The sequence below is a fragment of the Psychrobacillus sp. NPDC096426 genome, from assembly GCF_044762745.1.
GTDB lineage: Bacteria > Bacillota > Bacilli > Bacillales_A > Planococcaceae > Psychrobacillus.
The window spans coordinates 137,096-160,253 of record NZ_JBIWEX010000005.1; the positions used below are offsets into that span (position 1 = coordinate 137,096).

A 23,158-nucleotide genomic window follows, 5' to 3' on the forward strand; every position below is an offset into this window, starting at 1 on the left:
AATCGCAAGGTATTCTACAAGAATCGCAAAATATAGTCCACTTATCGCAAGATACTCTTCCACGTTAATACAAAAAAAACGAACAGCCCGTTTCAGGCTGTTCGTTTTACTTTCCTATTGTTAAATCATGGACAGTGGTCGTTTTATGCATTTCGCTTTGCGCATTTTGACCGAAACTATCTAAATTGAGTTTTAGTTGTCTCTTTATATCCTCGAGAGAGTCATCATCTATAATAAAATAGGATATTCCTCTTATCGTAGTATCATAACCTTCTAGTTTAAGTTGCTCGATTGGTGATGATTTTAAGTTCTGATACGTTTTGATCAATCCAAAATACTCCGAAGCAGGAATATTCGTTTTGACGTTATTGCCAACGTCTTTAATCATATCGTCGATGTTGCCAATATTATTAATGCTTGTGGCCTTACTAATAATCTCTTGGATTACTTGCTTTTGTCTGATATTACGTCCAGCGTCCCCTTGAGGATCTTTTTTACGCATTCGAACGTATGCAAGTGCTTCGTTCCCGTTCAAGAACATCGGTCCTTCTGTATACTTCTTCCACTTTAAACTACCTGTTAGTTGGGCACTGAACGTAAATGGAACTTCTACATCTACTCCGCCTACTGTATTTACGATGTCTTCAAACCCTTGGAAGTCAGTTGAAACATAATAATCGATTGGAATATCTAATATTTTTTCCAATGTATTGATCGTATAGTTTATCCCGCCGAAAGCGTACGAGTGATTAATTTTATCTTGGTATCCTAAATCGGGGATATACACTCTCGAATCTCGTGGAATACTTACCATCGAGATTTTTTCTAATTTCGGATTTACCGTCGCTAAGATTAATACATCTGATCGACCATATTTGGCTTTCTCTTGATTATCAATCCCTGCTATTAAAATAGTAAATGCGGAGTCTTCTGCTTTCGCGTTATCCAATTTACTAATTGAATCATCTTTTGATTCTTTGTCTTTTTCCAATGGTTCATAAATCTTATTAATTGCATTTTTTGTCTGAAGAGATAGATTTGTAGCAAACACAACAACTCCAGAGAAAAGCACCATCGAAATGATAAGTATTGTATATAAAATTTTTCTTCTCGTCTTTGTTTTACGTTTCTTTTGACGTGAAGTAGTCATAATACTTCCCTACTTTACTGTTAAAATGTAATCTCACCAATTATACATAAAATTTTGTTCTATGTATATGGAAAAGACCATTACTTCTTCGTAAGGTTTTGCAAAAGATCTTTTACGATTGAAGTCCAGCTATACTCATTTAAAGCAAGTTGTCTTCCGCTTTGTTTCATTTTTTCTCTATTTTCTTCATCCATTTCGACAAATTGGAACATGGTTTCTGCAATAGAATCGATATTTTCCGGCTTCGCTACTAGTCCAATATTGTTCTTCGTCACGATTTCGGCACTTTCTCCTTTTCCACAGTAAAGAACAGGGACACCTGAAGATGCTGCTGGGAAAATTTTTGATGGACGTGCCCCTTCAAATAAAGCAATATCACGTAATGGCACAATGCTTACATCCGTTACTGAAAATAGCTTTGGCATTTCCTTTAAAGGTAAATGTCCTAAAAAAGAAATATTTTGCAGTCCTAATTCTATCGCTAATTGACGAAGTTTTTCTTCTTCTGGGCCTGCTCCCGCTATTAAAAAGTATGCATGCGGAACCATTTCCTGCATTTTTTTTGCCGCATGCAAAATGAACTCTAATCCTTGTGCATAGCCAAGGTTACCGCCATATGCAAAGACAAATTTGTCCTGTAATCCGAACTTTTCTACATATTCCGTGTTTTTTTCTGTTGGCTGAAAAAACTTTGTGTTTACACCATTTGGTAAAACAAACACTTTTTCCTCTGGCTGGGAGTGATTTATAATATAGGATTTAATACCGTCTGTAGCAGTAGCAATTTTCCAAGAATGTTTGTATAAAAAAGATTCTAACATTTCCGCTAGCTTAATAAAAAACTTATTTTTTACGAGTCCTAGCTTCACTGCAGACTCTGGCCAAACATCTGCTACATTAAAAACAAACTTCGCTCCTTTTAGTTTGGCACTGAGTAATCCAGTTAGACCTAAAAAGATCGGGGGCGAGTTTACAATGATGACGTCTACTTTTCCTGTTTTCATTAGCCCGTAAAATGAACTGAATGTGAAGGAAAAATAAGAAACTAAACGTTTATAAAAAGTTCCCTTTTTCGAAGGGTAAATCCAAGTACGATGGACAGGAATCCCGTCCCATTTTTCAAATTCATATTTTTTCCCTTTATACTCATCCGGAATAATCCCATGCGGATGATGAGGAAAAGCAGTAACTACTTGAATATCATGCCCTTGGGCAAGTAATTCTTTACTAACCTCATATACACGGATTTGTGGAGCACCTGTTTCAGGTGGGAAATGTTGACATAAATATACAATACGCATAGCATTCACCGATTTAATCTTTCCATTTATTCTTCAAGTAAGCGAGTAACGGTTCTCTTAAATCATCCCGTTTTAGTGCAAAGTCAAAAGTTGCTTGTAAAAATCCGAATTTATCTCCAACATCATATCGTGTTCCATCGAATATGTATGAGTAAATAGATTCTTTTGCTAATAATGAGTCAATGGCATCCGTTAATTGTATTTCACCTTTTGCATCTGGTTGTACTTTTTCTAGTTCCTCGAAAATAGCTGGTGATAAAATGTAACGGCCAACAATCGCTTGGTTAGATGGTGCATCTTCAATAGCAGGTTTTTCAACCAATCGCTTCACTGTAAACAAATTTTTATCTGCTTCACTATATTCGACGATTCCGTATTTATGAACGTCTTCGTCAGGAACTTCATTGACACCTAAAATACTGCTTTCGACTTCTTCATACTTTTCGATCATTTGTTTCAATGCAGGAACTTCTGCATCGATAATATCATCTGGAAGTAGCACGGCAAATGGTTCGTTGCCAATGAATTTTTTCGTGCATAAAATAGCATGTCCAAGTCCTAGTGGTTCTTTTTGACGCATATAATGAATGTCGACTAAGTTAGAAATATTTTCTACTGTTTCGAGTAATTCTAGTTTCCCTGTTTTTTTCAATAGAAGCTCTAATTCGATTGATTTATCAAAGTGGTCTTCCATCGATTTTTTGTTGCGTCCTGTTACGATAATAATATCTTCTATGCCTGAAGCAATCGCTTCTTCGATAATGTATTGTAAGTTTGGTTTATCTACGATTGGTAGCATTTCTTTTGGTAAAGCTTTCGTTGCAGGTAAGAAACGGGTTCCAAATCCTGCTGCAGGAATGACCGCTTTTTTTATCATATTCCATCACCTTCTGATTAGTATTTTTCATACAATGAAAGCATATAATGCGCATTATCCACCCAGCTATAATGCTCTTTCACATGAGCTACTCCAGCATTTCCCATTACAGCTCGTAAATCACTGTTTCTCGCTAATTTTTTAAATGCAGTTGCTAACTGGTCTGGACTATTTTTATCGACTACGATGCCAGTAACATCTTGTACAACTACTTCTGGCAAGCCACCGACGTTGGATACGACAACTGGTACACCACAAGCCATTCCTTCCACCGCAGCAACACCAAAGCTTTCACTGTCTTCTGTAGATGGTACAGCAAAAATCGACATTTTGCGAATAATAGCTGGTACTTCTGTATTTGGAACTTTTCCTGTAAATGTAGTAACTTCCGCTACTCCTAAATCTTTTGCAAGTTGTTCATACTCAGCTCTTTGAGGACCATCACCCGTAATTAGGAGTTCGGAGTTTGGAAATTCTTTATGAAATAACGCAAATCCTTTTACTAAATCTGCAATTCCATATTTATCTTCTAGTGCTTTTACAGTTCCAATAATAATTTTGTCATCTGCTTCTTGCCCTTCTGGTGCGGGATAAAATTGCTCGATATCTACCCCAAACGGCGTTACTTCTACTTTCTTGTTTGTATAGAGATTCGTTTCTTTTGCCATAACATGACTCGTTGAAAAAATAGCCGTTGCTTTTTCCAATGTATATTCAATCAGTTTTTGATTGAGCTTGCTCTTTTTAGGAACAACAAAAATGTCTTTTCCCCATACAGATACGAAATACTTTTTATAATTAACCATAGCACCTAGTAACCCGTAGCTCGATACATAATGGGCATGTAAAATATCTGGATTCCATTCCTTCAGCATTTTTTTAAGTGAAGGTGCAGCTGCTAAATAAGACGCTTTGCTCGGGAGTAATTTAGGTAAAATCTCAGTCGGTACGAGTTTTGCATTGTCCTCCGAATAATGATCTTTGAATGTATACACTTTCACTTCAATGCCTTGTGATTGATAAAACAATGCCCATTTTTGCGTATGGATGGATCTACTTGGGGCTAATAATGCGATTTTCATTGTTGACCTCCTATGAGCGCTTGCGCAGCTTGTTCGGCACGTTCGTTCCATGCATGCTGCTGTAAAAAAGATTGTTGAATATTTCTTTTGTAAACTTCAAATTGGGGTTGAATGTCCTGCATTCCTTGGACAAGGCTTTCTGCATCATCCTCTGTGATGACTCCGTAAGGACCTGACTTGATAAAATCTTCTTGTGCAGAACAATTAGTCGCGATAATTGGAAGCCCTGCGGTTAAGTATTCTACTAATTTGATAGGAACAGCAAAATCGTTATAAACCGATCTTTTTCGCGGTATAAATGCAAAATCTACTTCTGTATATACTTGTTGAAGCTCTGCACCACTTACATGTTTCAAACCGATATACGGTTTCGTCAGTTTTTCTTTATCCGAATCACTAAGCTGTGTATATTCATCTTCTCGACAGACGATGACTAGCTCACCTTTTATGCTTTCTTTATTCAACAAAGCAAACGATTCTACTAAAGTAGGTAGCCCGTAATCATCGTTATTAATACCACCAACGTATATTCCTTTAAACGGCTTTTGGATTGCATTATTGTTCGTCTTTATTTCCGTAAATCGTCCGCCAGGAGGCAACGCCATTTTCGCGGTATTTATATTCACGTACTTGCCCATTGCGTCACTCGGTAAAAAGACGGTATGCATATATTTGCCGTAAAATTTTTCTTCCTTTTTATAAATAGTTTGCATGATGAATTTTTTAAATCCTTTTAACGAATACAACTCATCAAACTTCCAATAGACGTCACGATAAAAGACGCCAATCGGCACATGATGTTTCTTTAATGTTTGAAAAACGTCTTTATCGATTCTCCAGTCTTTCGGTATATGTCCAGGATCAGTCAGCCATAATGGAATTGTTTGGTTCTCTGAGTAACAAAATAATGTCTGCTCGTATTTTTTCTCTTCCACCAATTTCTTCCACTGCTGCCGACGTTCCGTACTAGTTCCAGAAATGACGATGAGCTGTAGGTCATTTTTTTTCGCATATACTTCAAATGCTTTGATCATCTCCACTGGACGAATCGCGGATCCGCTTTTCGGATTCGTTGCAACCGTAAAAGGATAATAAATAATGATATTTTTCATGCCTTCACTCTTTTCTTCCTTATATTCATGACGAAGCGCCAAATGATGTGAAAATATCCTTCTAATACGAACAATCCACCTAAAACAACGGTTAGCATAATCCAAATCGGATTAAAGAAGAAGTCGGAAACTCCTCCTACAAGCGTTCTTGGAATATTAATCGTGAAATAAATGAATAATGCAAGGACAACTGGTGTTTTTGGTAATCGTAAAAATACAATATAAAGTACTTGAATGACAATGGCAATGTAAATGATTGCAACAATGACACCTAAATAGCCAAAAGTAGCAAATGCTTCTCCTAAGAAAATGGTATTTAGCACTCCGCCAGTTCCTTTGTCTATATTTTCTGGGAAGACATTTTCCATTACCATTCGTGCCGAACGAACTTGTTCCACATCAAAGATTTTAGCGATAAAAGAAGGCAAACCTTTTACTTCTAGTAAAGCGATGGAATGTGAAAAAGTATCCAAATGCAAAAAGAATGGGGAAATTTGTGCTAAAATAATTCGACCGATTGGTCCAGAATTATATGATAAGAAGCTTTTTACTTCTGTTACACCTTGAATGGACACATACATTATTACTAATAACACACTACCGGCTATTATATACCCGCTTATTCTTCTCCAATTCAACTTTAAACGTCCCGTATACACAGCTGCTAATAACAGCATGATGATATAAAAGAAAATAGGAGATTTAGCTAAATCGTAAATGGAAATTAGCACAGAAGAAACAAACAGCATGAAAAATACTACTTTCCAATACAATGCTTTTGATTGCGTAGCATATACAAATGCAATAATGGATAGTACAGGAGTTAGAGCAATTCCAAATATATTTCGAATATAGACAGAAATTCCGCTAAATCCTCTGGCAGCATCAATTCTCATCTGCGCAAGCTCTTTTGTATTTCCTTTTAACAGCTCGAATATTGGTACCGTATTCGTTTTCAGTAACGTAAAAGCAACTGCTAAAACAGAAAGGGCAGCAAGTGCTCCAAATGCAAGTCTGAATATACGTCTGTTCTTATCTACACTTGTACGAACGGGTTCATGTAGGTAACGCTCAAATTCTAATGGTGCATTAAAACCTAAAATTCTTCCTACAACTAATTGCGTAAGTGGGAACAAAATCATCAATATCGTCAATAAAACAAATCCAATGATTCGATATTCCTCATGGTCCATTCTTTTGATCATATAGTAATCATCTATTCCTAAAGCTATTAATAATCCGCCAATATAACTGGAGATAAGGAAAGAATAATAATATATAATGGAAATCATATTTGGCTTTACAAGAGAAAGGCTTCCAGAGACCTTTGCAAAAAGGTATGTGGAAGCCACCACAGTAAAGAGCCATATGCTAAAAATTAACAATGCTCACACCTACTTTATTTACTTGAATGCTGCTTTAATAAAGCTAATACTTTCTCTGCTGTTTTTCCATCACCGAATACAGGTGTATAAGAAGGAGAAACTTGTTTTTGTACAGCTTCTACGATTTTTTCTGTATCAGTACCTGTTAAAATATTCGCATCTTCGATCAATGTTTCCACCCATTCCGTTTGGTCACGAACTGTGACACAAGGAACTACTGCAAAATATGCTTCTTTTTGAACGCCACCAGAATCGGTCACGATTTTCTTTGCACTCGTTTCGAGCGATAACATATCTAAATATCCGACTGGTTCGATTACTTGTAAATTAGGAATTTGATCTAGTTTGAAGCCATAATCCTCTAATTTTTTCTTCGTACGTGGATGAATTGGCCATACTTTTGTTTCTGGAATTTGACTAAATGCATCTAAAATCGATTTCATACGTTCTACGTCATCTGTGTTTTCAGCGCGGTGAATCGTAATTAATAAATAGTCTTTTGCTTTTAAATTTTCACGTTCTAAAATAGTGGAAGTGGATTCCGCTAATGTTTTATTGTATAAAACAGCATCATACATTACGTCTCCAACATTATAAACGCCATCAGTGATATTCTCGTTTGTTAAGTTTTGGATAGCTGTTTCTGTTGGGCACAGAAGTAGCGTTGACACATGGTCTGTTAAAATACGGTTTACTTCTTCTGGCATTTTTTTATTAAAGCTTCTAAGCCCTGCTTCGATATGAACAATCGGAACATGTAATTTAGCTGCAGCTAGTGCACCAGCAAGTGTAGAGTTAGTATCACCATAGACAAGTACAAAATCCGGTTGTTCTGTTAAAATAATGTCTTCAATTTTAGCCAACATTTCACCGGTTTGTTTTCCGTGATTTCCAGAACCAATGCCTAAGTGATAATCTGGTTTTGGAATATTTAACTCTTCGAAAAAGATATCCGACATATTCGCATCATAGTGTTGCCCTGTATGTACGATAAGCTCTGTTACTTCTTCTCGGATTACACGGGAAACTGCTGCTGCTTTTATAAATTGAGGTCTTGCTCCTAATATTGTTAAGACTTTCATTCCGTCAGCTCCTTCATCATTTGAATCATATCTTTGGCTATAAATGCATTTATATTATATGGGTGTTTATACTTGGTACCATTCCTTTTAAAAGAAAGGGTTTGCTTATATTGTTTATAGGTTGGATAGATTCCATACCATTCCATTGGTTCTTCGAAATATTGTCTATACAATTTTCGCTTACGATATACTTTGCGTAAAATAGGGTATAGTACACCATATTTATTTTTCAATGAATTTTCAGCACCTGGTTTTTGTGGTAACGGATAAAAATCGGGATACATTTTATGCAATGTATAATCATACAAATATTTTTTATATTTCAAATCAGCCGGTATTTTACTAAAGAAGTAAATTAACCGATCGTCCCATAAAGGCATCGACCAATCTTGCTCGAAATATTCATACACTCGAACTGAATTAATAATGAACTTAGCTTGTCTCTCTTTCCAGTTCCATTCGTCAATAATGGAAGTTACTCGTTCATTCGTCAATGTTGTGTATGCTGAAACGTCTTTTGTTACTGATTTACCGATGTCGCTAGTTGTATGGCTTAGTCCATTTGTTAGTTGCCATAATCGAAAATGCTTTGGAATAATGAAGTCCACTACTTCACTTGAAGTAAATTCTTTATCAAGAATTGCTTCATAAGGCAAATGACTGCCCCCTAAAAAGTCGAGAGAATGACCTGGTAGGAATACAGCATTTTCCAATCCTTCTTCCTCTACTAATAACTTTGTGCTTGGGAAGTCTTGTAAGTGTGCAACAGAAGTTCCATTACAAGCATATATTACATAGTCTTTCCAAAGCTTCGACTTATATAAATCTCTCCACATTGCTTTATCGTAAGCAAAATACTTCCACTTCAAACCTAAACGGTCGGCAATTTCTTTACTAACGGTTGCTTCTCCATTACCAGGTCTACCATATGTAAAAGTAATAATAGAATCTGAAACACCTTTATCCTTTAATAGTAAAGCCATTATCCGAGAATCATATCCTCCACTTAAGGGTAGGATAATTTTGCGCCCTGCTAGTCTTGCTACTAAATCGTCGAATATATTATGTAGAATATGAGCTAGCTCTTCGGCAAAATTATCAATAGAATCTTGATCCTTTTCTGTAACGTATGAATAATAGGCTTGCTTAGAAGCATTTTCTTTTAAATGTACTATAGTGGCAACTTCAAGTTGATACCAGTCTTTGAATAAAGTTTTATCACCAGTAACAAAACCAGCTAGCAGAAGTTCTTCTTCCGCTTCTTCGCGAATGGACATAGAAGCTTTTGGCGCTATATAATCTTGCACGATCCAATCGTTTGTTTCACTTTTCGAATAAAATAAAGGAATCGTTCTTTTTTTATCCGTCACCAAAGTAACTCCATCTTCCGTTTGAAGGATTAACGCAAATTCTCCATTCCAAGCAGCCACTTCTGTAGGTGTTATTCCTTTAAATACATCCTCAAAATTTTCATGGGTGACATATTGATTTTCATAGTAGAAATAACCTCTAAAAAAACCTTCATATCCCACACCATTTATAGGATAAAAATCTTTATGCCTAAGGTTAGTTATACATTTGTTCGCCATGTCTTATCCCCCATTACTTTCTTTTCACAAAATATTTATCGATTCGAACGAGTAGTACTAGGATGATGAATACACCCCATACTCCTGCTATTAGCCAACTATTCAAATCCATTACTTGAATATATACGATACTAGCTGTTGCAGCAATTAACCAAAAGATCGTCCATCCCATCACAAATCCAGAGAAAGGGACATAGTACAGCTTCTGGCTTTTCCGGAATACCATGAATAGAGCTAAACAATATGCTGCAACATATGAAATGACAGTTCCCCAAATGGAGAACATTGGGACGAATATAAAATTCAATATAATCGATACAACTGCGGCAATTCCAAATGCTATAGAAATATGTTTCGTCTGTTTAGAGTAAAATATCCCTGTGGAAACAATCATATAATAAAAACTTAAAAATGTTGCGATAGAAATTGGTGCTACGTATTGAAATGCAATTCTAAATTGCTCCGGCATCACCAAAATAATCCACGGCATAAGAGTAGCTAATGCTAAAACTCCCAAACTACCTATCAATAATAACGCTGCATACAAAGTAGAAAATAGTTTTGGACTACTTTCTTTATCTTTTAATGACATAGAAAAAGGTCTCCAAGCAAGTTGAATCCCACTAGTCAATAAAGTGATGAATGTGGCAAATTTAATGGCCGTACTATAAATCCCTATATCTGATAAGGTAGCAAATGCCTTTAAAAAATAGTTATTTGCATTTGCAATAACCCAAAAAGCTAAAGAAGCAGGTACTAAAGGAGCTGCATAAATAAGTACTTTCTTTAAAATACTCCAATCAAACAAAGGTTTTAAGTAAATTCTTGCAGGATTTATTAATACCAATACAATAATTGCTACACTAATTAATCGAGCCAAAAGTATTCCTTCAAGTGAAGTCCAAACGAACATGAGGAAAAGTAGTGATACGATGGCTATTAAAAGCATCTTTGCTACAGTTGTTGCTACAACTCTTTTCGTATGAAACTCATATCTCAATATAGTTAAAACGAGCGTGATGATAGTATCTAAACAAAGTGTTCCAAGTGCAATATAAAATAATTGAGATTGACCAGGAACATCTAATAGTAATACAGAGAGCCACTCTCCACCGATTAAAAATATAACGAATAATAGGATAACAATGGATATCCTAAATGTCATAACGGATCGAACATACTTTTCACGTGTCTCTTTGTCTTTATACTCAAAGTAGTAATAGGCCAAAGCCGAATCCGTTCCAAAAATCACTAAAAAAGTAAGCATGGACATATTCGTATCGACAAGCTGAAGCAAACCAACTAGCGATGTATCAACTAAATAATGGGCGTACAACGGAAAGAGGATGAAAGCAATCAGCTTTGTCCCTACATTCATAAATGCGTAAAGGAGCGAATCCGCTCCTAAACGTTTTAGCTGAGAAAACACTTAGAGAAGTTCCTCCTCAGGTACATTTTTCATAAATTTTGCTGGAAAGCCTTTAATCAATGTTTTTTCTTCTGTATCATTAGTTACTAATGCACCAGCTGCTACAAATGTTTCTTCTGCCACAGTAATCCCTGGAAGGATAATTGACGCTCCGCCAACACGAGCTCCGCGTTTTACGGTTGCACCTTTAATCTTATCGAAGCGAGCTTCTGTTCTACCCATGAAATTATCATTTGTTGTCGTCACACAAGGTGCGATGAATACATGATCTTCTAAAGTAGAGTGTGCTGTAATATAAGAGTTCGATTGAATTTTCGTACGGTCACCGATTGTTACAAAGTTTTCTACTGTAACATTGCGTCCGATAATAACGAAAGATCCAATTTCAACATCTTCACGTACAGTTGCTAAGTCGGCGATTAACGTACTTTCCCCGACAACTGCTCCACGGTAGACAATTGTATTTGCTCCAATTGTACATTCTTTTCCAAGCTGTAGCGCTGGAATTTCTTTCGTAATTTGCATCGTACTTGTTTTCGCAGGCTTCGGTTGTTTCCCAACTACCGCTCCATCATCAATTGTCGTGCCATCTCCAATAATAGAATCAGCATGGATTGTTACTTGATTACCGATGCGAACATTGCTTCCAATCTTCGCACCTTGTTCGATCACAGAAAAATGACCAACTGTTGTATTTTCACCTAGTTCAGCAGTTTCATGTATAAAGTTCATATTCATTGTCTCCTTACAGTTTGATGTAACGATTTGGAGTTTCAATGCCTTTGAATGCATTACGCGTATCAAAAATTACTTTTGCACGCTTCGCGATATTGGCATAGTCAAATGCAGTATGGTCTGTCGCTAAAATAACGATATCTGCCTCTTCCAATAGTTCATCCGTTAATTCAGTTGTTTCTAATGTTTCACCATTCACTCTGAATTTTTCTACATGTGGATCAACTGATTTGAAATCTGCACCTTGTTGCATTAAAAGTTCGATTAATTTTAATGATGGAGATTCACGCATATCATCGATATCTTTTTTATACGCTACACCTAGTAAAAGTACTTTTGCGTTACGAAGTGCTTTTCCGTCATCATTTAAAATTTGCATTGCACGGTTAATAACATAATCAGGCATAGCATTATTAATTTCTCCAGCAAGTTCGATTAATTTCGTATGGTAGTTATATTCTCTAGCTTTCCATGTTAAGTAGAATGGATCGATTGGAATACAGTGACCGCCAAGACCTGGTCCTGGATAGAACGCCATAAAGCCGTATGGTTTTGTTTTCGCTGCATCAATTACTTCCCATACGTCGATGCCCATTTTTTCACAAAGAACAGCCATTTCATTTGCAAGTGCGATATTAATATGACGGAATGTGTTTTCGAAGATTTTTTCCATTTCAGCAATTGCTGGACTTGAAACTTTATGCACATCGCCATCTAGAACACTGCTATAAAGTGCAGCTGCTACGTTTGTACATTTTTCTGTAATACCACCAACTACTTTTGGTGTGTTTTTTGTATTAAAGCTTTTATTACCTGGATCAATACGTTCTGGAGAATATGCGATGAAAATATCTTCTCCAACTGTAAATCCTTTATCTTCTAATGCTTTACGAATAATTTCTTCTGTTGTACCAGGGTAAGTTGTCGATTCAAGTACGACTAATGTTCCTGGTTTCGCGTATTTTGCAATTTCATTGACAGAACTTTCAACGTAAGAAGTGTCCGGTTGTTGATAAATATCAAGTGGTGTTGGTACACAAATAGCTACTGCATCCACTGAACTGATTGAACCGTAGTCGGCAGAAGCTTTTAAGTGTCCAGATTCAACCATCTCTTTTAAGTCATGATCAACTACATCACCGATATAGTTAATCCCTTCGTTTACTTGTTGCACTTTCGATTCTTGTACGTCAAAACCGATTACTGTGTATCCTGCTTTTGCTTTTTCAACTGCTAGTGGTAAACCTACATAACCTAACCCAACTACGCCAATTACGGCTGTGTGGTTTTCAATTTTTGCTAATAATTCTTCATAGTGTGTAGACATCATAGTCTCTCCTTTTTAATTACGAACTGTAAAATTTTAATGGTTGATTTCCGTTACAGGCGGACGCCTTCCACTACAATCAAATAAATGCGAAAAATCAACAATTACATCTATTCAAGCCTTTAATTATGAAAATATAATACGTTTTCCTGTTTCGGATGATTCGATTATTGCTTCGATCAGTCGAACAGGATTGTAACCGTCAAGCCCGCTAACAGCTGGTTCGCGGTCTTCGTTAATCGCTGCAACCATATCTTCAATAATACAGTCATGTCCTTTTTTACCCCAAGGCTCATTTTGTATTTTTGCTTTTAATGCTTTTACTTCATCTTCTGCATAGCCTTCTACATCCCATGTTTCGATGAATAATGCATTTTTTCCGCTAACTTTCACACTAGCTGTTTCTCCGAAAATAGACAAGGACTCTTCTAAATTTTGCGGATAAACAGTAGTTGCAGCTTCTACAACTCCAAGTGCACCACTTTCAAATTCGATTAATGCAGTTGCCACGTCTTCCGTTTCAATATTACGGAATCTTGTTGCTACCATTCCTTGTACTGATTTCACTGGTCCCATAAACCAAAGAAGCAAGTCTAAATTATGTATTGCTTGATTCATCAATACGCCGCCATCAAACTTTTTCGTGCCTCTCCATGGTGCTTGGTCGTAGTATTCTTGTCCTCTATTCCAACGAACAGTTGCATTCGCATGGCTTAGCTTACCGAACTTCCCTGCATCCATCAATTCGCGCACTTCCATAATGGCTGGACGATATCGGTTTGGATGAACAATCGCAAGCTTAATCCCTTGTTCTTCTGCTACTTCCATCATTTCTTTCGCATCAGCAGAGTTCAGTGCCATCGGTTTCTCTGTAATAATATGTTTTTTATACGTTGCTACAATTTTCGTTAAGTTTGCATGCAGCCCAGACGGAACACAAATATTTACTACATCAATTTGTGGATTTTCTGTTAGCATTTTTTCTAAATCTGTGTATTTTAATACGTTTTCATCATCTATTACTAGTCGTTCTGGGTTTGTGTCACAAATGGCAAATAGATTGGCGCCTTCTGTATTGCGAATGGCAGCTATATGCTTATCTGCGATGAAACCCATACCAACAATTGCAAATTGAATCATGCTCGTTTACTCCCTCTTGCTTCTAAAATGTATTTCCATAAAGATAAAATAAAAATCGCAAATAAAATTCCAAGAATTAATCCAGCAACTGCTGCTTCTAGTCCATATGATTTTGTTTTCACTACATATGTATTCGCAAGCCCGGGTTTTTCGTATGAGATAATGTCATTTCTTACACGCTGTTCCGTTGCCATAGCATTAGTTAGGTTCAGCTCTGCATCGCTAAGTAACAAAGTATAGTTGTTTATTTCTGTTAAGTTATCTGTGTTAGCTAAAGCTTTTTTATACGACTCGATACCTTGTTGTAATGTTTGGATTCTCGCTGATTGCGCTAATGCATACGTTTGCGTACCATCAATTACTTTATCGTGCTGCTCCATTAAACCTGCCAATAACTGATCATTGAATAATGTTAATTCTTTTGTTACTTGTTCTTCATTATCACCATAAACCTCTGCTTTAATATAACTTCTTGTTGGAACAAATATTTCCGCCTTGCCCGTAAAATGTTTCCCATATTTCGTCATAATATGTTCAGGATTTGTCAATGCTTCTAATTTTACAGATCCAGTGAATATCGTGCTCTTCCCTACGTATTCCCCATCTTTCGGAATAAACATAGAGCCTACATATCCAAGTAAAGCAACAATTACCGGGATAATAATAAACCAAACCTTCTTTTTCCAAAAAAACTCTAATGAATCATACAAACGATATGTCTTATTTTGTGTCATTACACTTCTCCTATCAAATTCACCTTGGCGTATTTGCGTCCGCATTTCTTCGTTCAGCTCCGTAGTAAACAGGTGCCGAATAAAGTTAAATAACTATAAACAGGCAGTAAGAGGGAAACGTAAAAATACGTCTCCCTCTACTAGTTGATCATCACATTATTTTCCAGAAAAAAATTCAGCAATTTTCTCTACAACATATTGTTGTTGTTCTTCTTTTAGCTCTGGGAACATTGGTAAAGAAAGTGCTTCTTTTGCAGCTTTTTCCGCTTTAGGGAAATCGCCTTCTTTATACCCTAAGCTTTCAAAAACAGGTTGTAGATGCAATGGTAGTGGGTAGTAAATCATTGTAGATACACCATTTTCTTTTAGGAACGCTTGTAACTCATCACGACGTTCTGTCAAAATTGTATATTGATGGAACACATGGTGGAAACCTTCTACAATAACAGGTGTTTTTACATAGTCCGCCACTTTTTCATTTAATAAAGCAGTATAGTAATCTGCATGTGTTCTGCGTTGTCCACTCCAAGTATCTAAATGAGGGAATTTCACATTTAATACGGCAGCTTGTAATTCGTCTAAACGACTGTTATATCCCAGTACGCTATGGTAGTACTTTGGCTTACTTCCATGCACACGGATAACGCGGCTTTTTTCTGCAAGATCGTCATTGTTTGTTACGACCATCCCACCGTCACCGTAAGCACCAAGGTTTTTTGTAGGGAAGAAGCTATACGTTGCAGCATCTCCAAGTTCCCCAACTGTATATTCTCCTTGTTTGGCTCCAATTGCTTGAGCAGCATCTTCCACGACAACTAAGTTATGTTTATCCGCTATTTCACGAATGCGAACCATATCTGCCATTTGTCCATAAAGATGTACAGGAATAATTGCTTTTGTTCTTTCCGTTATATGTTTTTCAATTTCTTCTGGATCTAAATTGAATGAAATCGGATCAATGTCTGCATATACAGGTTTTGCTCCAGCTCTTACAATTGCTCCACCTGTAGCAAAAAACGTAAATGGTGTCGTAATTACTTCGTCTCCAGCACCAATTCCTGCTGCTTGTAGAGCTATATGAATTGCGTCACTTCCATTTCCACAACCAATACCATGGGCAACATGACTATACTTAGCAAGATCTGCTTCCAATTTTTTCACGTTATCACCTAGGATAAATTGTGAACTACTCATAACGCCATCTAAGGCTTCTAATACTTCGCTTTTTAAAGATGCGTATTGCTCAGATAAATCTAACATTGGTACTTTCATTTCGTTTACACCAACCTATCAATGAATTTTAATATGTAAAGCGCTAATTGCGCTTATACCCAACTACTTTACGGAATACGGATAAAATTGGCCGATACTCGTCATTTACGAGACCTATTTTTTCTGCAACAACTTCAAATGCGATCAAAATGAAGACTAAAATTAAAATAGCCCATCTCAATGTTAATGTTTCAAATGTGATTGCTGAAATACTAAATATTAAGCCAAAACCATATATTACCAACACAGTATCTCGGTGCGATAATCCAAGTGCTAACAATCGATGATGCAAATGGGATTTATCGGCAACAGATATTGGTTTTCTATTTACAAGTCTACGAATAATCGCAAACGATGTATCAAATATCGGAACACCTAATATCATAACTGGTACGACAAAGCTGAATAACGTAACACTTTTGTACAAACCTAATAATGATAAGATGGCGATCGAATAACCTAAAAACATGGATCCTGTGTCCCCCATGAATATTTTCGCAGGGTAAAAATTATGAAATAGAAATCCAAGCGTACTACCGAGTAATATTAGCGACAGAGTCAGTATTAACATTTTGTCCGCGGAAAAAGCTAAAAATGCAATACTTGCAAATACGATAGATGAAATACCAGCGGATAATCCGTCTAGCCCATCGATTAAGTTAATCGCATTTGTAATGGCTAAAATCCAAAATAACGTTACAACGTATGAGAATATCCCTAGGTCAAATACTCCAATGAAAGGAATATTTAACACTTCTACCGTTAAGCCGCTTCCCATTACTGCACATGCAGCTAATATTTGACCTAACAGCTTAATTTTTGCGGATATTTCATATTTATCATCTATGATTCCCAAAACAATGATGATCAATGCACCAACCATTATTCCGGTAATTTTTGCTTCATAAAGACCTGCAACAAAATAACCAACTGCTACTGCAATAAAAATTGCAAGACCACCAAGTCGAGGCATCACATTCTGGTGCACCTTTCGCTTATTCGGTTTATCTACCGCTCCGATCTTATGTGCAAGTTTTATAACAAGTGGCGTAACAGCTATTGCCGTTACCATAGATATGATAAAAGCAAGAAGTAATTTTATATCCAAAAATATCATCCTTGTTTTTTATATTTTCATTGACTCTTAAATCTCTCTTATCAGTAGACGAATTAGCAACATGAAAGTTTCTTCGATTACTCATTATACTATAAAAATAGATTTGTAACCAAGTATAATATAAAGAAAAAAAAGACTGACTTTTCGCCTTATTATAGGCGAAAGTCAGTCTTTTGATTCTTAAGATATAGAGTATTAGTTTTCTACATAGCTTCCGCTTTTCTATTGTCTAGCTCAAGCGCCTTGCTCCTACGCACAGCTCGTCGCAGAAGAACGTTGCCCCTCGGGGTCAAATGTGAAAAAGCTGCTCCTATGCAAAGCTCGTCGCAAACAAAATCGCTTGTGGCGGCTGAGGAACTGCCCCTCACTTTTCCCCATTTGCCTGTCGGAGACCCGCACGATGCGAGTCATGCAGTCGTTGCGACACGATGTCGCAACGACTGCATGACTCTACATAGGCGCTTCCGCTTTTCTTATGAGAAATCCGGCCAATTAGTTTGATACTCGTCACCCTCGATTTTTTCGAGAGTACGGTATTTAAAAGGAAGTAGTTCTTTCATTTGTAATTCTTCTAATGCTCTCTCTAATGGTAACAACTGAAAACTATCGTCATCTTCTATAATCAAGTACGCACCTGCAACTTTTCCGTTTTCTTTCGTATTAATTCGAATGAAAGCTGGGAAAAACAAATCATTACTCGATTGGATAACAGAAGAAGCTAGCACTACATGTTTACCATCTTCTACGATATGATCTTGATCAATTTTGTCGAATACTTTTACAGCCCAAGCTTGGCGCTTATAATACCCTATTACTTTTGGAGCACTTTCTTCCAATGAACTAGGTGAAGCATTCTCTTTATTTTTTTCTTCCGAATACATGTACTTCCCTCCACAGTTAGCAAAAATCCATACTGATTACGTTATCACACATCAAAAACGTCCGCAACTCCTAATACTTTTTAACCTTATCCAGTAGGCTTTTTGACGCACTAGTGAATGATATTAGTCTTTATAAATTGCTTGGATGTCATCAATAATTATTTCACCATTGGATTTGTTTGCATTTTCTGTTTGCATATAGCGTACTGGTAAATCCATTTTAAGTGGATAAGCTAGACCTGCCGGAACTTCTGCAGTAACGAATCTCCAATCTGTCCAGTTCACATTTTTATCAAAATCTAGTTGAACTGTTTTACCAGTTGCATCCGTCATTTGAGATCTTAGCCAGTTTCCTTTGCCATCACCTTTTACCCACATGCCTATCTTTTTCGCAGGTGTACTAATTGTTAACTTCGTTTTAGCATTTACATAAGCACCTGAAGTGCCAGTTGTACCCGTGAAATCATACACTAGTTTAATAGCTTTTGAACCATCACGATCATTTGTAACAGATTGAACGGAAACGGATTTCGCTCTATCACTAGTAGCTTCATAGTTAAAGATACCTTTATTAAACGATTCTAATATAGTGGGAGCTACTTCACCTACAATAACGGGAATAGTTAATGATTTTGCACCGTATTTCACCGTAATCGATCCAATGCCATCTTTGTTTGGAGCTGTAAATTTCCCATTTGCTTGAATTGTTCCAATGGATGTCGTCCAATTGAAACTATTAGGATCAGTAATAACTGCTTGTCCATTTTTCAATCCATTTGCTGAAAGGTTAACTGTTTGTCCTTTTGCAACTTGGATAGAACTTTCAGGTGTTGAAATACTATCTAATGTATTCGTTACTTTTAGTTGGATATTCGTTGTTTTTCCATCGTAAGTTACTACACCCGCATACGTACCTGGTTTCGCATTGACCACTTGTTTGCCATTTGTATTCGTTAATATAGAAGAAGTTACTTTTCCATTTCCTGATACAGCTACTGGATTCATATATTGATCGATTCCTTTAACCGGTACTGATAAATCCGTGTAGGTTCCTCCTTGGAATACTTCTAATACGTTTGAAGTCGGTGCTATCGTTGCAAGTGCACCTGTTTTATATTCACTAATAAATAATAAAGTATTCGATACAGCACGCTCATTCCCATCGGAAGGCTTGTTTTGAACAGTTACTTTACTATCACCTAGTTCTCTAGTAACTACTGTGGAAGATCCGCCACCATCGAATGTCATCGCATAATGTGCCCCTAAGTCTTTCATTAGTTTAGCAGTATTTTGCAATGTTAACCCTTTACTTTCAGTTGATCTTCCGTCGATAACTGCTGTAAAAATGCTTCCATCTTTTTTAATACCTACTGCTGTTCGAGGTGCAACCCCAGCAACATTTATCGTTTGTACGGTACCATTTTTCACTAAATGATAACGTCCGCTGACAGATTCTCTTACATCATTCCATTCGGCAGGAGTGAATGTCGTTTTAATCGCTATTTGATCTCCTACTTGAATTGTTTGGAGAAACTCGCTTGCAAAGTTATGTCCGGATAAAATAATTTCATCTTTATTTAACTTAGCGTTTCCAACACCTGTAACATTTTCTAAAACTGTACCGACTAGTGTTTCGGAACCGTTTAGTTTTCCTGACTCTATTTTCACCCGTACTTCTGTACCGAGTTCATTTGTACCTGTTGTTGCATTGAAATCTCTTGTATAAATGACTAGTTGGTTCGCTAATCGTTTGCGATTGACTGAATTAATCGCATATGATTGCTGCCCATTTACTGATATGTTCATCGCTACTTGAGGTGCACCAATAAGTGCTTTACCGTCTGCCTTTACGCCTAACACCGCTAACTCACTAAGTGGTGTTTGGGATGTTGAAACAATAAATCCGTCCATCATCATTAAATCGATCGGCTGTCCTTGTTTATCGAAATAATCCGCGTTCACTCCAGCAACTACGTGGTATGAGTCATTTTGTGCCACACTATTTGCTTGAGAGGATGTCGTTTCTAGTCCTACTAATTGGTCTTTTGCAAGCTCTGTTTTTAGTCCGATATTAGATGTTTTGCCATCATATTCGATAACAAATAGATTTTGAGCACCAATTGCACCGTCTATATCGAAGTACTTTTTACGAATACCAGGAGCAAGTTGTGTAACCGCCTGACTCAATACTTTACCACCTGTTAAAGTAGGTGTAGCTTCAGTTGGAAATAACTGAGAAGAATTATTTCCACTTGGTACAGTCGTTCCTTCTGCATTTGCTAATTCTTTTAGTTTTGCTTTGGAGGGTGTCTTATACTCGACATAACCTGCCATTTTTGTAATGTACATGCCCCCACCAAGACCATATTGACCTCCGTATAAATCGTCATATCGATAGACACGGTATTGCTCACCTGGTTTTAATATTCTTTCATATACTAATCCCGCATCCGTACGCTTCCATAAGTTGATTGGTTTGATTACTTTAATTTTCCCAACTTGACCAGGAACCATTAATATGCCATCCCAATAAACTTTCGTGCTAGCTGCTTCTGCCTGATTTGGTTGAATTAGAGCGCCAGTGACAATTGCAAAAACGATAAAAAGGTATAGCAATTTTTGTTTCATTTAGTTACATTCTCCTTCATTTCCTTGAGCAATTACTTCTACTCGTTTTGTTGTTGCTCTCGATTTTGTTCTATTGTGTATTTCCATAAATTGCTTCCATCGTAATAATAAAGGTTTCCATTGACATCTTTTACGAGTCCATAAACCCCTTTATCTTTCAACCATTCTACTTCTAGCGTATCTTTTGTTACTCTAAATAGTTTTCCTTCTACACTTCCGTAAATATAGCCATCAGGACCTTCTACAATTTGTGCATTACGGAATCTTCCGGAGATTAACTCCAATAATTCAACTGAACGAACTTCTGTCCACTCATCTTTATAGACAAACAACGTTCCATCGGCCATTCCCCAAACATTATTATCTTTATCTACTATTAAACTAGTAATCATACTTGAATCAAATGATAGATGAATATATTTTTTGTCTTCTGGGTTGTTTCGATTAAAGTAGAACAATCGTGCTCCTCTTGGGTTCACCTGCTGATTCGCATGAATCGAAGTTCCACCAAATATTTGCGTCCCTCTACTCACTAATGACACGATGCTTTGGTTGTAAATATAGTTTTCGTATATTTCCATTTTTTCGTTTTCTGGTGTATAAAAAGCAAGTGCACCACCACCAACACTCGCGTCAGGTAATGTTCCAAATACAATTTCTTTCCCTTTATTATAAGGTGTTACTGCAGTTGTTCTTTCTTGCCCGTATTCTCTCATACGAATAACTTCTTTTGGATTTCCAGTATCCCATGGAAGGGAGCGATCATAAACTAGTAATCTAGCAAGTGGATACGCACCTATATACAGTGTATTGTTTATATGAAACATAGACTCTATTTGACTAATATTTCGGTATAATTCTTTGTTTCCTGTTGCAACGTCATACACACCAAGACCACCTGACATATATCCATTAGCAAATATTTTCTTTCCATCTTCGCTCGAAGCTAGTGTATACAGTTCTACCGGTTGTTCTGGTAATTCAAATTGATGATACTGTATTTCGCCCGTTTGTGGATTGTATTCGAATAATTGACCTAGATTATCAACCATTCCAGATAGCAGCCATTCTTTTGGTTCTTCTACGATAGGCTCTTCGATAATTGGTGCTTCTACTGTTGTAGCTTCTTGAGATTGACTTTCTTTCAATGCCTTTTCACGGAATGCTTTTTCAAAGAGTGATTCAAGGTCCGTCTGCTCGTCTTCTGTTTTATCCTTTTTGTTCATTCCTTTTACGATAAAGTCCAGATTAATCGCTTCTGTCCCTATAGGTAAATAAAGTCCAAGCTCTGTATGCGCTTTTGTTTCGAAATCATATCGGATTAATTGTTGTGCTTTTGTATAGTATAATGATTGTCCATCTGGTGATAACGCGGAGACAGTTTTGGAGTTCAACTCAAACTCATCAACAATCTTTAACGTTTTTCTATCGAACACTACTGCCATATTAGATGGATACAATCTAGCAATGACATAGTCATCTGTTAGCACTAAATCTTGTGCATATTTTTCAGACATATATTTTGCTGGTAAAAAGGATGTAAAATTTTTCGTACCAGGCTTTTTCACTAATAAATCCATTGCGGAACCAATCGATACGTAAATTTCATCTCGTTCCTCATCTGCAACGATTGCTTTGACAAATTCTTTTCTTTTACGGATCTGTCCGAATTCTTCTATTTCTTTCGTTTCTGTATCATAAGCTACAAGGGAGCCCCCGTATGCTGATCCAGCATATACTTTATGTCCAGAGACGATTAAATCTTGAATAGAAGTATCGCTCTTATTAGAAAAAATTGGTCCGTGGTTTTCAAACACTTCCGTATTTGGATCATAGCTATAAAGTACACTTGATACAGATCCACCAATCCAAAGTTTTCCATTTTCATCTACATCAAGACCCCATGCACTTTTAGAATCTTCTAACGTAAATGTATGTAAGATTTCCTTTGTTTGATAATCTACTACCACTAATGCCGCTGGAGCTCCATGCATGATGTAATAAATGAAATACTCTCCTTCGTCATTTGCAGCAATTTTAGATGAAATAGCAGATGACTTGAAGATCATTGGTCCTAGGTTTTCATATCCTTCCAAGACAACTTCTTCCTCTTGTTTTTCCTCAATCGCATCTTCTAACCATTCTTCTACGCTACCTTCAACCTCAATTACTTCTTCCCCGGTTCCTACTGGTTCTACAACTACCTCTTCTACTGCTGTGTTTGTTTTTGGTAATTCTTCTGCATTTGCCACACTATTTAATGGTGTAGCTAACATTACAGCCATTACTGGAATATAAATCTTCTTCAACATTAAAA

18 protein-coding genes are annotated in these 23,158 nt (G+C 36.7%); all 18 read right to left on the minus strand.

The window, feature by feature from the left end:
• Positions 1–106: 106 nt before the first annotated feature.
• The 18 genes from ACIQYS_RS06240 to ACIQYS_RS06325 all read right to left on the minus strand — a co-directional run bounded on the left by ACIQYS_RS06240 (position 107) and on the right by ACIQYS_RS06325 (position 23,150).
• Positions 107–1,150 (minus strand): LCP family glycopolymer transferase, encoded by a 1,044-nt coding sequence (locus ACIQYS_RS06240; protein ID WP_402976257.1) that lies wholly within the window; start codon positions 1,148–1,150, stop codon positions 107–109.
• Between the two features lie 80 nt (positions 1,151–1,230).
• The gene (locus ACIQYS_RS06245) at positions 1,231–2,451 is read right to left on the minus strand and encodes a glycosyltransferase family 4 protein (RefSeq protein WP_402976259.1); all 1,221 of its coding nucleotides are present in this window, start codon (positions 2,449–2,451) and stop codon (positions 1,231–1,233) included.
• A 13-nt stretch (positions 2,452–2,464) separates the two neighbouring features.
• A complete protein-coding gene (galU, locus tag ACIQYS_RS06250) occupies positions 2,465–3,328 on the minus strand; it encodes a UTP--glucose-1-phosphate uridylyltransferase GalU (protein ID WP_402976261.1) in 864 nt (287 codons plus the stop codon).
• Positions 3,329–3,345: 17 nt separating this feature from the next.
• The gene (locus ACIQYS_RS06255; protein ID WP_402976263.1) at positions 3,346–4,410 is read right to left on the minus strand and encodes a glycosyltransferase; all 1,065 of its coding nucleotides are present in this window, start codon (positions 4,408–4,410) and stop codon (positions 3,346–3,348) included.
• Complete coding sequence (locus ACIQYS_RS06260) at positions 4,407–5,522, minus strand: glycosyltransferase (RefSeq protein ID WP_402976265.1); 1,116 nt, start codon at positions 5,520–5,522, stop codon at positions 4,407–4,409. The genes ACIQYS_RS06255 and ACIQYS_RS06260 overlap by 4 nt, the downstream gene beginning before the upstream one ends.
• Complete coding sequence (locus tag ACIQYS_RS06265; protein ID WP_402976267.1) at positions 5,519–6,907, minus strand: oligosaccharide repeat unit polymerase; 1,389 nt, start codon at positions 6,905–6,907, stop codon at positions 5,519–5,521. Before ACIQYS_RS06265 ends, ACIQYS_RS06260 begins: the two co-directional genes overlap by 4 nt.
• A gap of 14 nt (positions 6,908–6,921) precedes the next feature.
• Entirely contained in the window at positions 6,922–7,989 is a 1,068-nt protein-coding gene (gene wecB, locus ACIQYS_RS06270; RefSeq protein ID WP_402976269.1) for a non-hydrolyzing UDP-N-acetylglucosamine 2-epimerase, read from the minus strand.
• The gene (locus tag ACIQYS_RS06275) at positions 7,986–9,578 is read right to left on the minus strand and encodes a 7-cyano-7-deazaguanine synthase (protein ID WP_402976271.1); all 1,593 of its coding nucleotides are present in this window, start codon (positions 9,576–9,578) and stop codon (positions 7,986–7,988) included. Before ACIQYS_RS06275 ends, wecB begins: the two co-directional genes overlap by 4 nt.
• A gap of 13 nt (positions 9,579–9,591) precedes the next feature.
• On the minus strand, positions 9,592–11,007 hold the full coding sequence (locus ACIQYS_RS06280) for a lipopolysaccharide biosynthesis protein (protein WP_402976273.1): 1,416 nt from the start codon (positions 11,005–11,007) through the stop codon (positions 9,592–9,594).
• Positions 11,008–11,739, minus strand: coding sequence for an acyltransferase (locus ACIQYS_RS06285; RefSeq protein ID WP_402976275.1), 732 nt, complete (start codon positions 11,737–11,739; stop codon positions 11,008–11,010). It abuts the gene before it with no gap.
• A gap of 13 nt (positions 11,740–11,752) precedes the next feature.
• Complete coding sequence (locus ACIQYS_RS06290) at positions 11,753–13,069, minus strand: nucleotide sugar dehydrogenase (RefSeq protein ID WP_402976277.1); 1,317 nt, start codon at positions 13,067–13,069, stop codon at positions 11,753–11,755.
• A 126-nt stretch (positions 13,070–13,195) separates the two neighbouring features.
• A complete protein-coding gene (locus ACIQYS_RS06295; RefSeq protein WP_402976281.1) occupies positions 13,196–14,209 on the minus strand; it encodes a Gfo/Idh/MocA family protein in 1,014 nt (337 codons plus the stop codon).
• Complete coding sequence (locus ACIQYS_RS06300) at positions 14,206–14,943, minus strand: hypothetical protein (RefSeq protein WP_402976284.1); 738 nt, start codon at positions 14,941–14,943, stop codon at positions 14,206–14,208. Before ACIQYS_RS06300 ends, ACIQYS_RS06295 begins: the two co-directional genes overlap by 4 nt.
• A 156-nt stretch (positions 14,944–15,099) precedes the next feature.
• A complete protein-coding gene (locus ACIQYS_RS06305; protein ID WP_402976286.1) occupies positions 15,100–16,215 on the minus strand; it encodes a DegT/DnrJ/EryC1/StrS family aminotransferase in 1,116 nt (371 codons plus the stop codon).
• A 43-nt stretch (positions 16,216–16,258) separates the two neighbouring features.
• Positions 16,259–17,323, minus strand: coding sequence for a glycosyltransferase family 4 protein (locus ACIQYS_RS06310; protein WP_402976289.1), 1,065 nt, complete (start codon positions 17,321–17,323; stop codon positions 16,259–16,261).
• Positions 17,324–17,805: 482 nt separating this feature from the next.
• Complete coding sequence (locus ACIQYS_RS06315) at positions 17,806–18,213, minus strand: hypothetical protein (protein ID WP_402976291.1); 408 nt, start codon at positions 18,211–18,213, stop codon at positions 17,806–17,808.
• 123 nt (positions 18,214–18,336) lie between these two features.
• Positions 18,337–20,841: a phosphodiester glycosidase family protein gene (locus tag ACIQYS_RS06320; protein ID WP_402976293.1), complete on the minus strand. Its 2,505-nt coding sequence runs from the start codon at positions 20,839–20,841 to the stop codon at positions 18,337–18,339.
• 38 nt (positions 20,842–20,879) lie between these two features.
• The gene (locus ACIQYS_RS06325) at positions 20,880–23,150 is read right to left on the minus strand and encodes a hypothetical protein (RefSeq protein WP_402976295.1); all 2,271 of its coding nucleotides are present in this window, start codon (positions 23,148–23,150) and stop codon (positions 20,880–20,882) included.
• Between the last annotated feature and the right edge of the window lie 8 nt (positions 23,151–23,158).

What these genes read in the sequence shown, in the direction of transcription:
- ACIQYS_RS06240 (WP_402976257.1), bottom strand. Translation starts at nt 1,150, where the DNA reads ATGACTACTTCACGTCAAAAGAAACGTAAAACAAAGACGAGAAGAAAA.
- ACIQYS_RS06245 (WP_402976259.1), bottom strand. Translation starts at nt 2,451, where the DNA reads ATGCGTATTGTATATTTATGTCAACATTTCCCACCTGAAACAGGTGCT.
- galU (WP_402976261.1), bottom strand. Translation starts at nt 3,328, where the DNA reads ATGATAAAAAAAGCGGTCATTCCTGCAGCAGGATTTGGAACCCGTTTC.
- ACIQYS_RS06255 (WP_402976263.1), bottom strand. Translation starts at nt 4,410, where the DNA reads ATGAAAATCGCATTATTAGCCCCAAGTAGATCCATCCATACGCAAAAA.
- ACIQYS_RS06260 (WP_402976265.1), bottom strand. Translation starts at nt 5,522, where the DNA reads ATGAAAAATATCATTATTTATTATCCTTTTACGGTTGCAACGAATCCG.
- wecB (WP_402976269.1), bottom strand. Translation starts at nt 7,989, where the DNA reads ATGAAAGTCTTAACAATATTAGGAGCAAGACCTCAATTTATAAAAGCA.
- ACIQYS_RS06275 (WP_402976271.1), bottom strand. Translation starts at nt 9,578, where the DNA reads ATGGCGAACAAATGTATAACTAACCTTAGGCATAAAGATTTTTATCCT.
- ACIQYS_RS06285 (WP_402976275.1), bottom strand. Translation starts at nt 11,739, where the DNA reads ATGAACTTTATACATGAAACTGCTGAACTAGGTGAAAATACAACAGTT.
- ACIQYS_RS06290 (WP_402976277.1), bottom strand. Translation starts at nt 13,069, where the DNA reads ATGTCTACACACTATGAAGAATTATTAGCAAAAATTGAAAACCACACA.
- ACIQYS_RS06295 (WP_402976281.1), bottom strand. Translation starts at nt 14,209, where the DNA reads ATGATTCAATTTGCAATTGTTGGTATGGGTTTCATCGCAGATAAGCAT.
- ACIQYS_RS06300 (WP_402976284.1), bottom strand. Translation starts at nt 14,943, where the DNA reads ATGACACAAAATAAGACATATCGTTTGTATGATTCATTAGAGTTTTTT.
- ACIQYS_RS06305 (WP_402976286.1), bottom strand. Translation starts at nt 16,215, where the DNA reads ATGAAAGTACCAATGTTAGATTTATCTGAGCAATACGCATCTTTAAAA.
- ACIQYS_RS06315 (WP_402976291.1), bottom strand. Translation starts at nt 18,213, where the DNA reads ATGTATTCGGAAGAAAAAAATAAAGAGAATGCTTCACCTAGTTCATTG.
- ACIQYS_RS06320 (WP_402976293.1), bottom strand. Translation starts at nt 20,841, where the DNA reads ATGAAACAAAAATTGCTATACCTTTTTATCGTTTTTGCAATTGTCACT.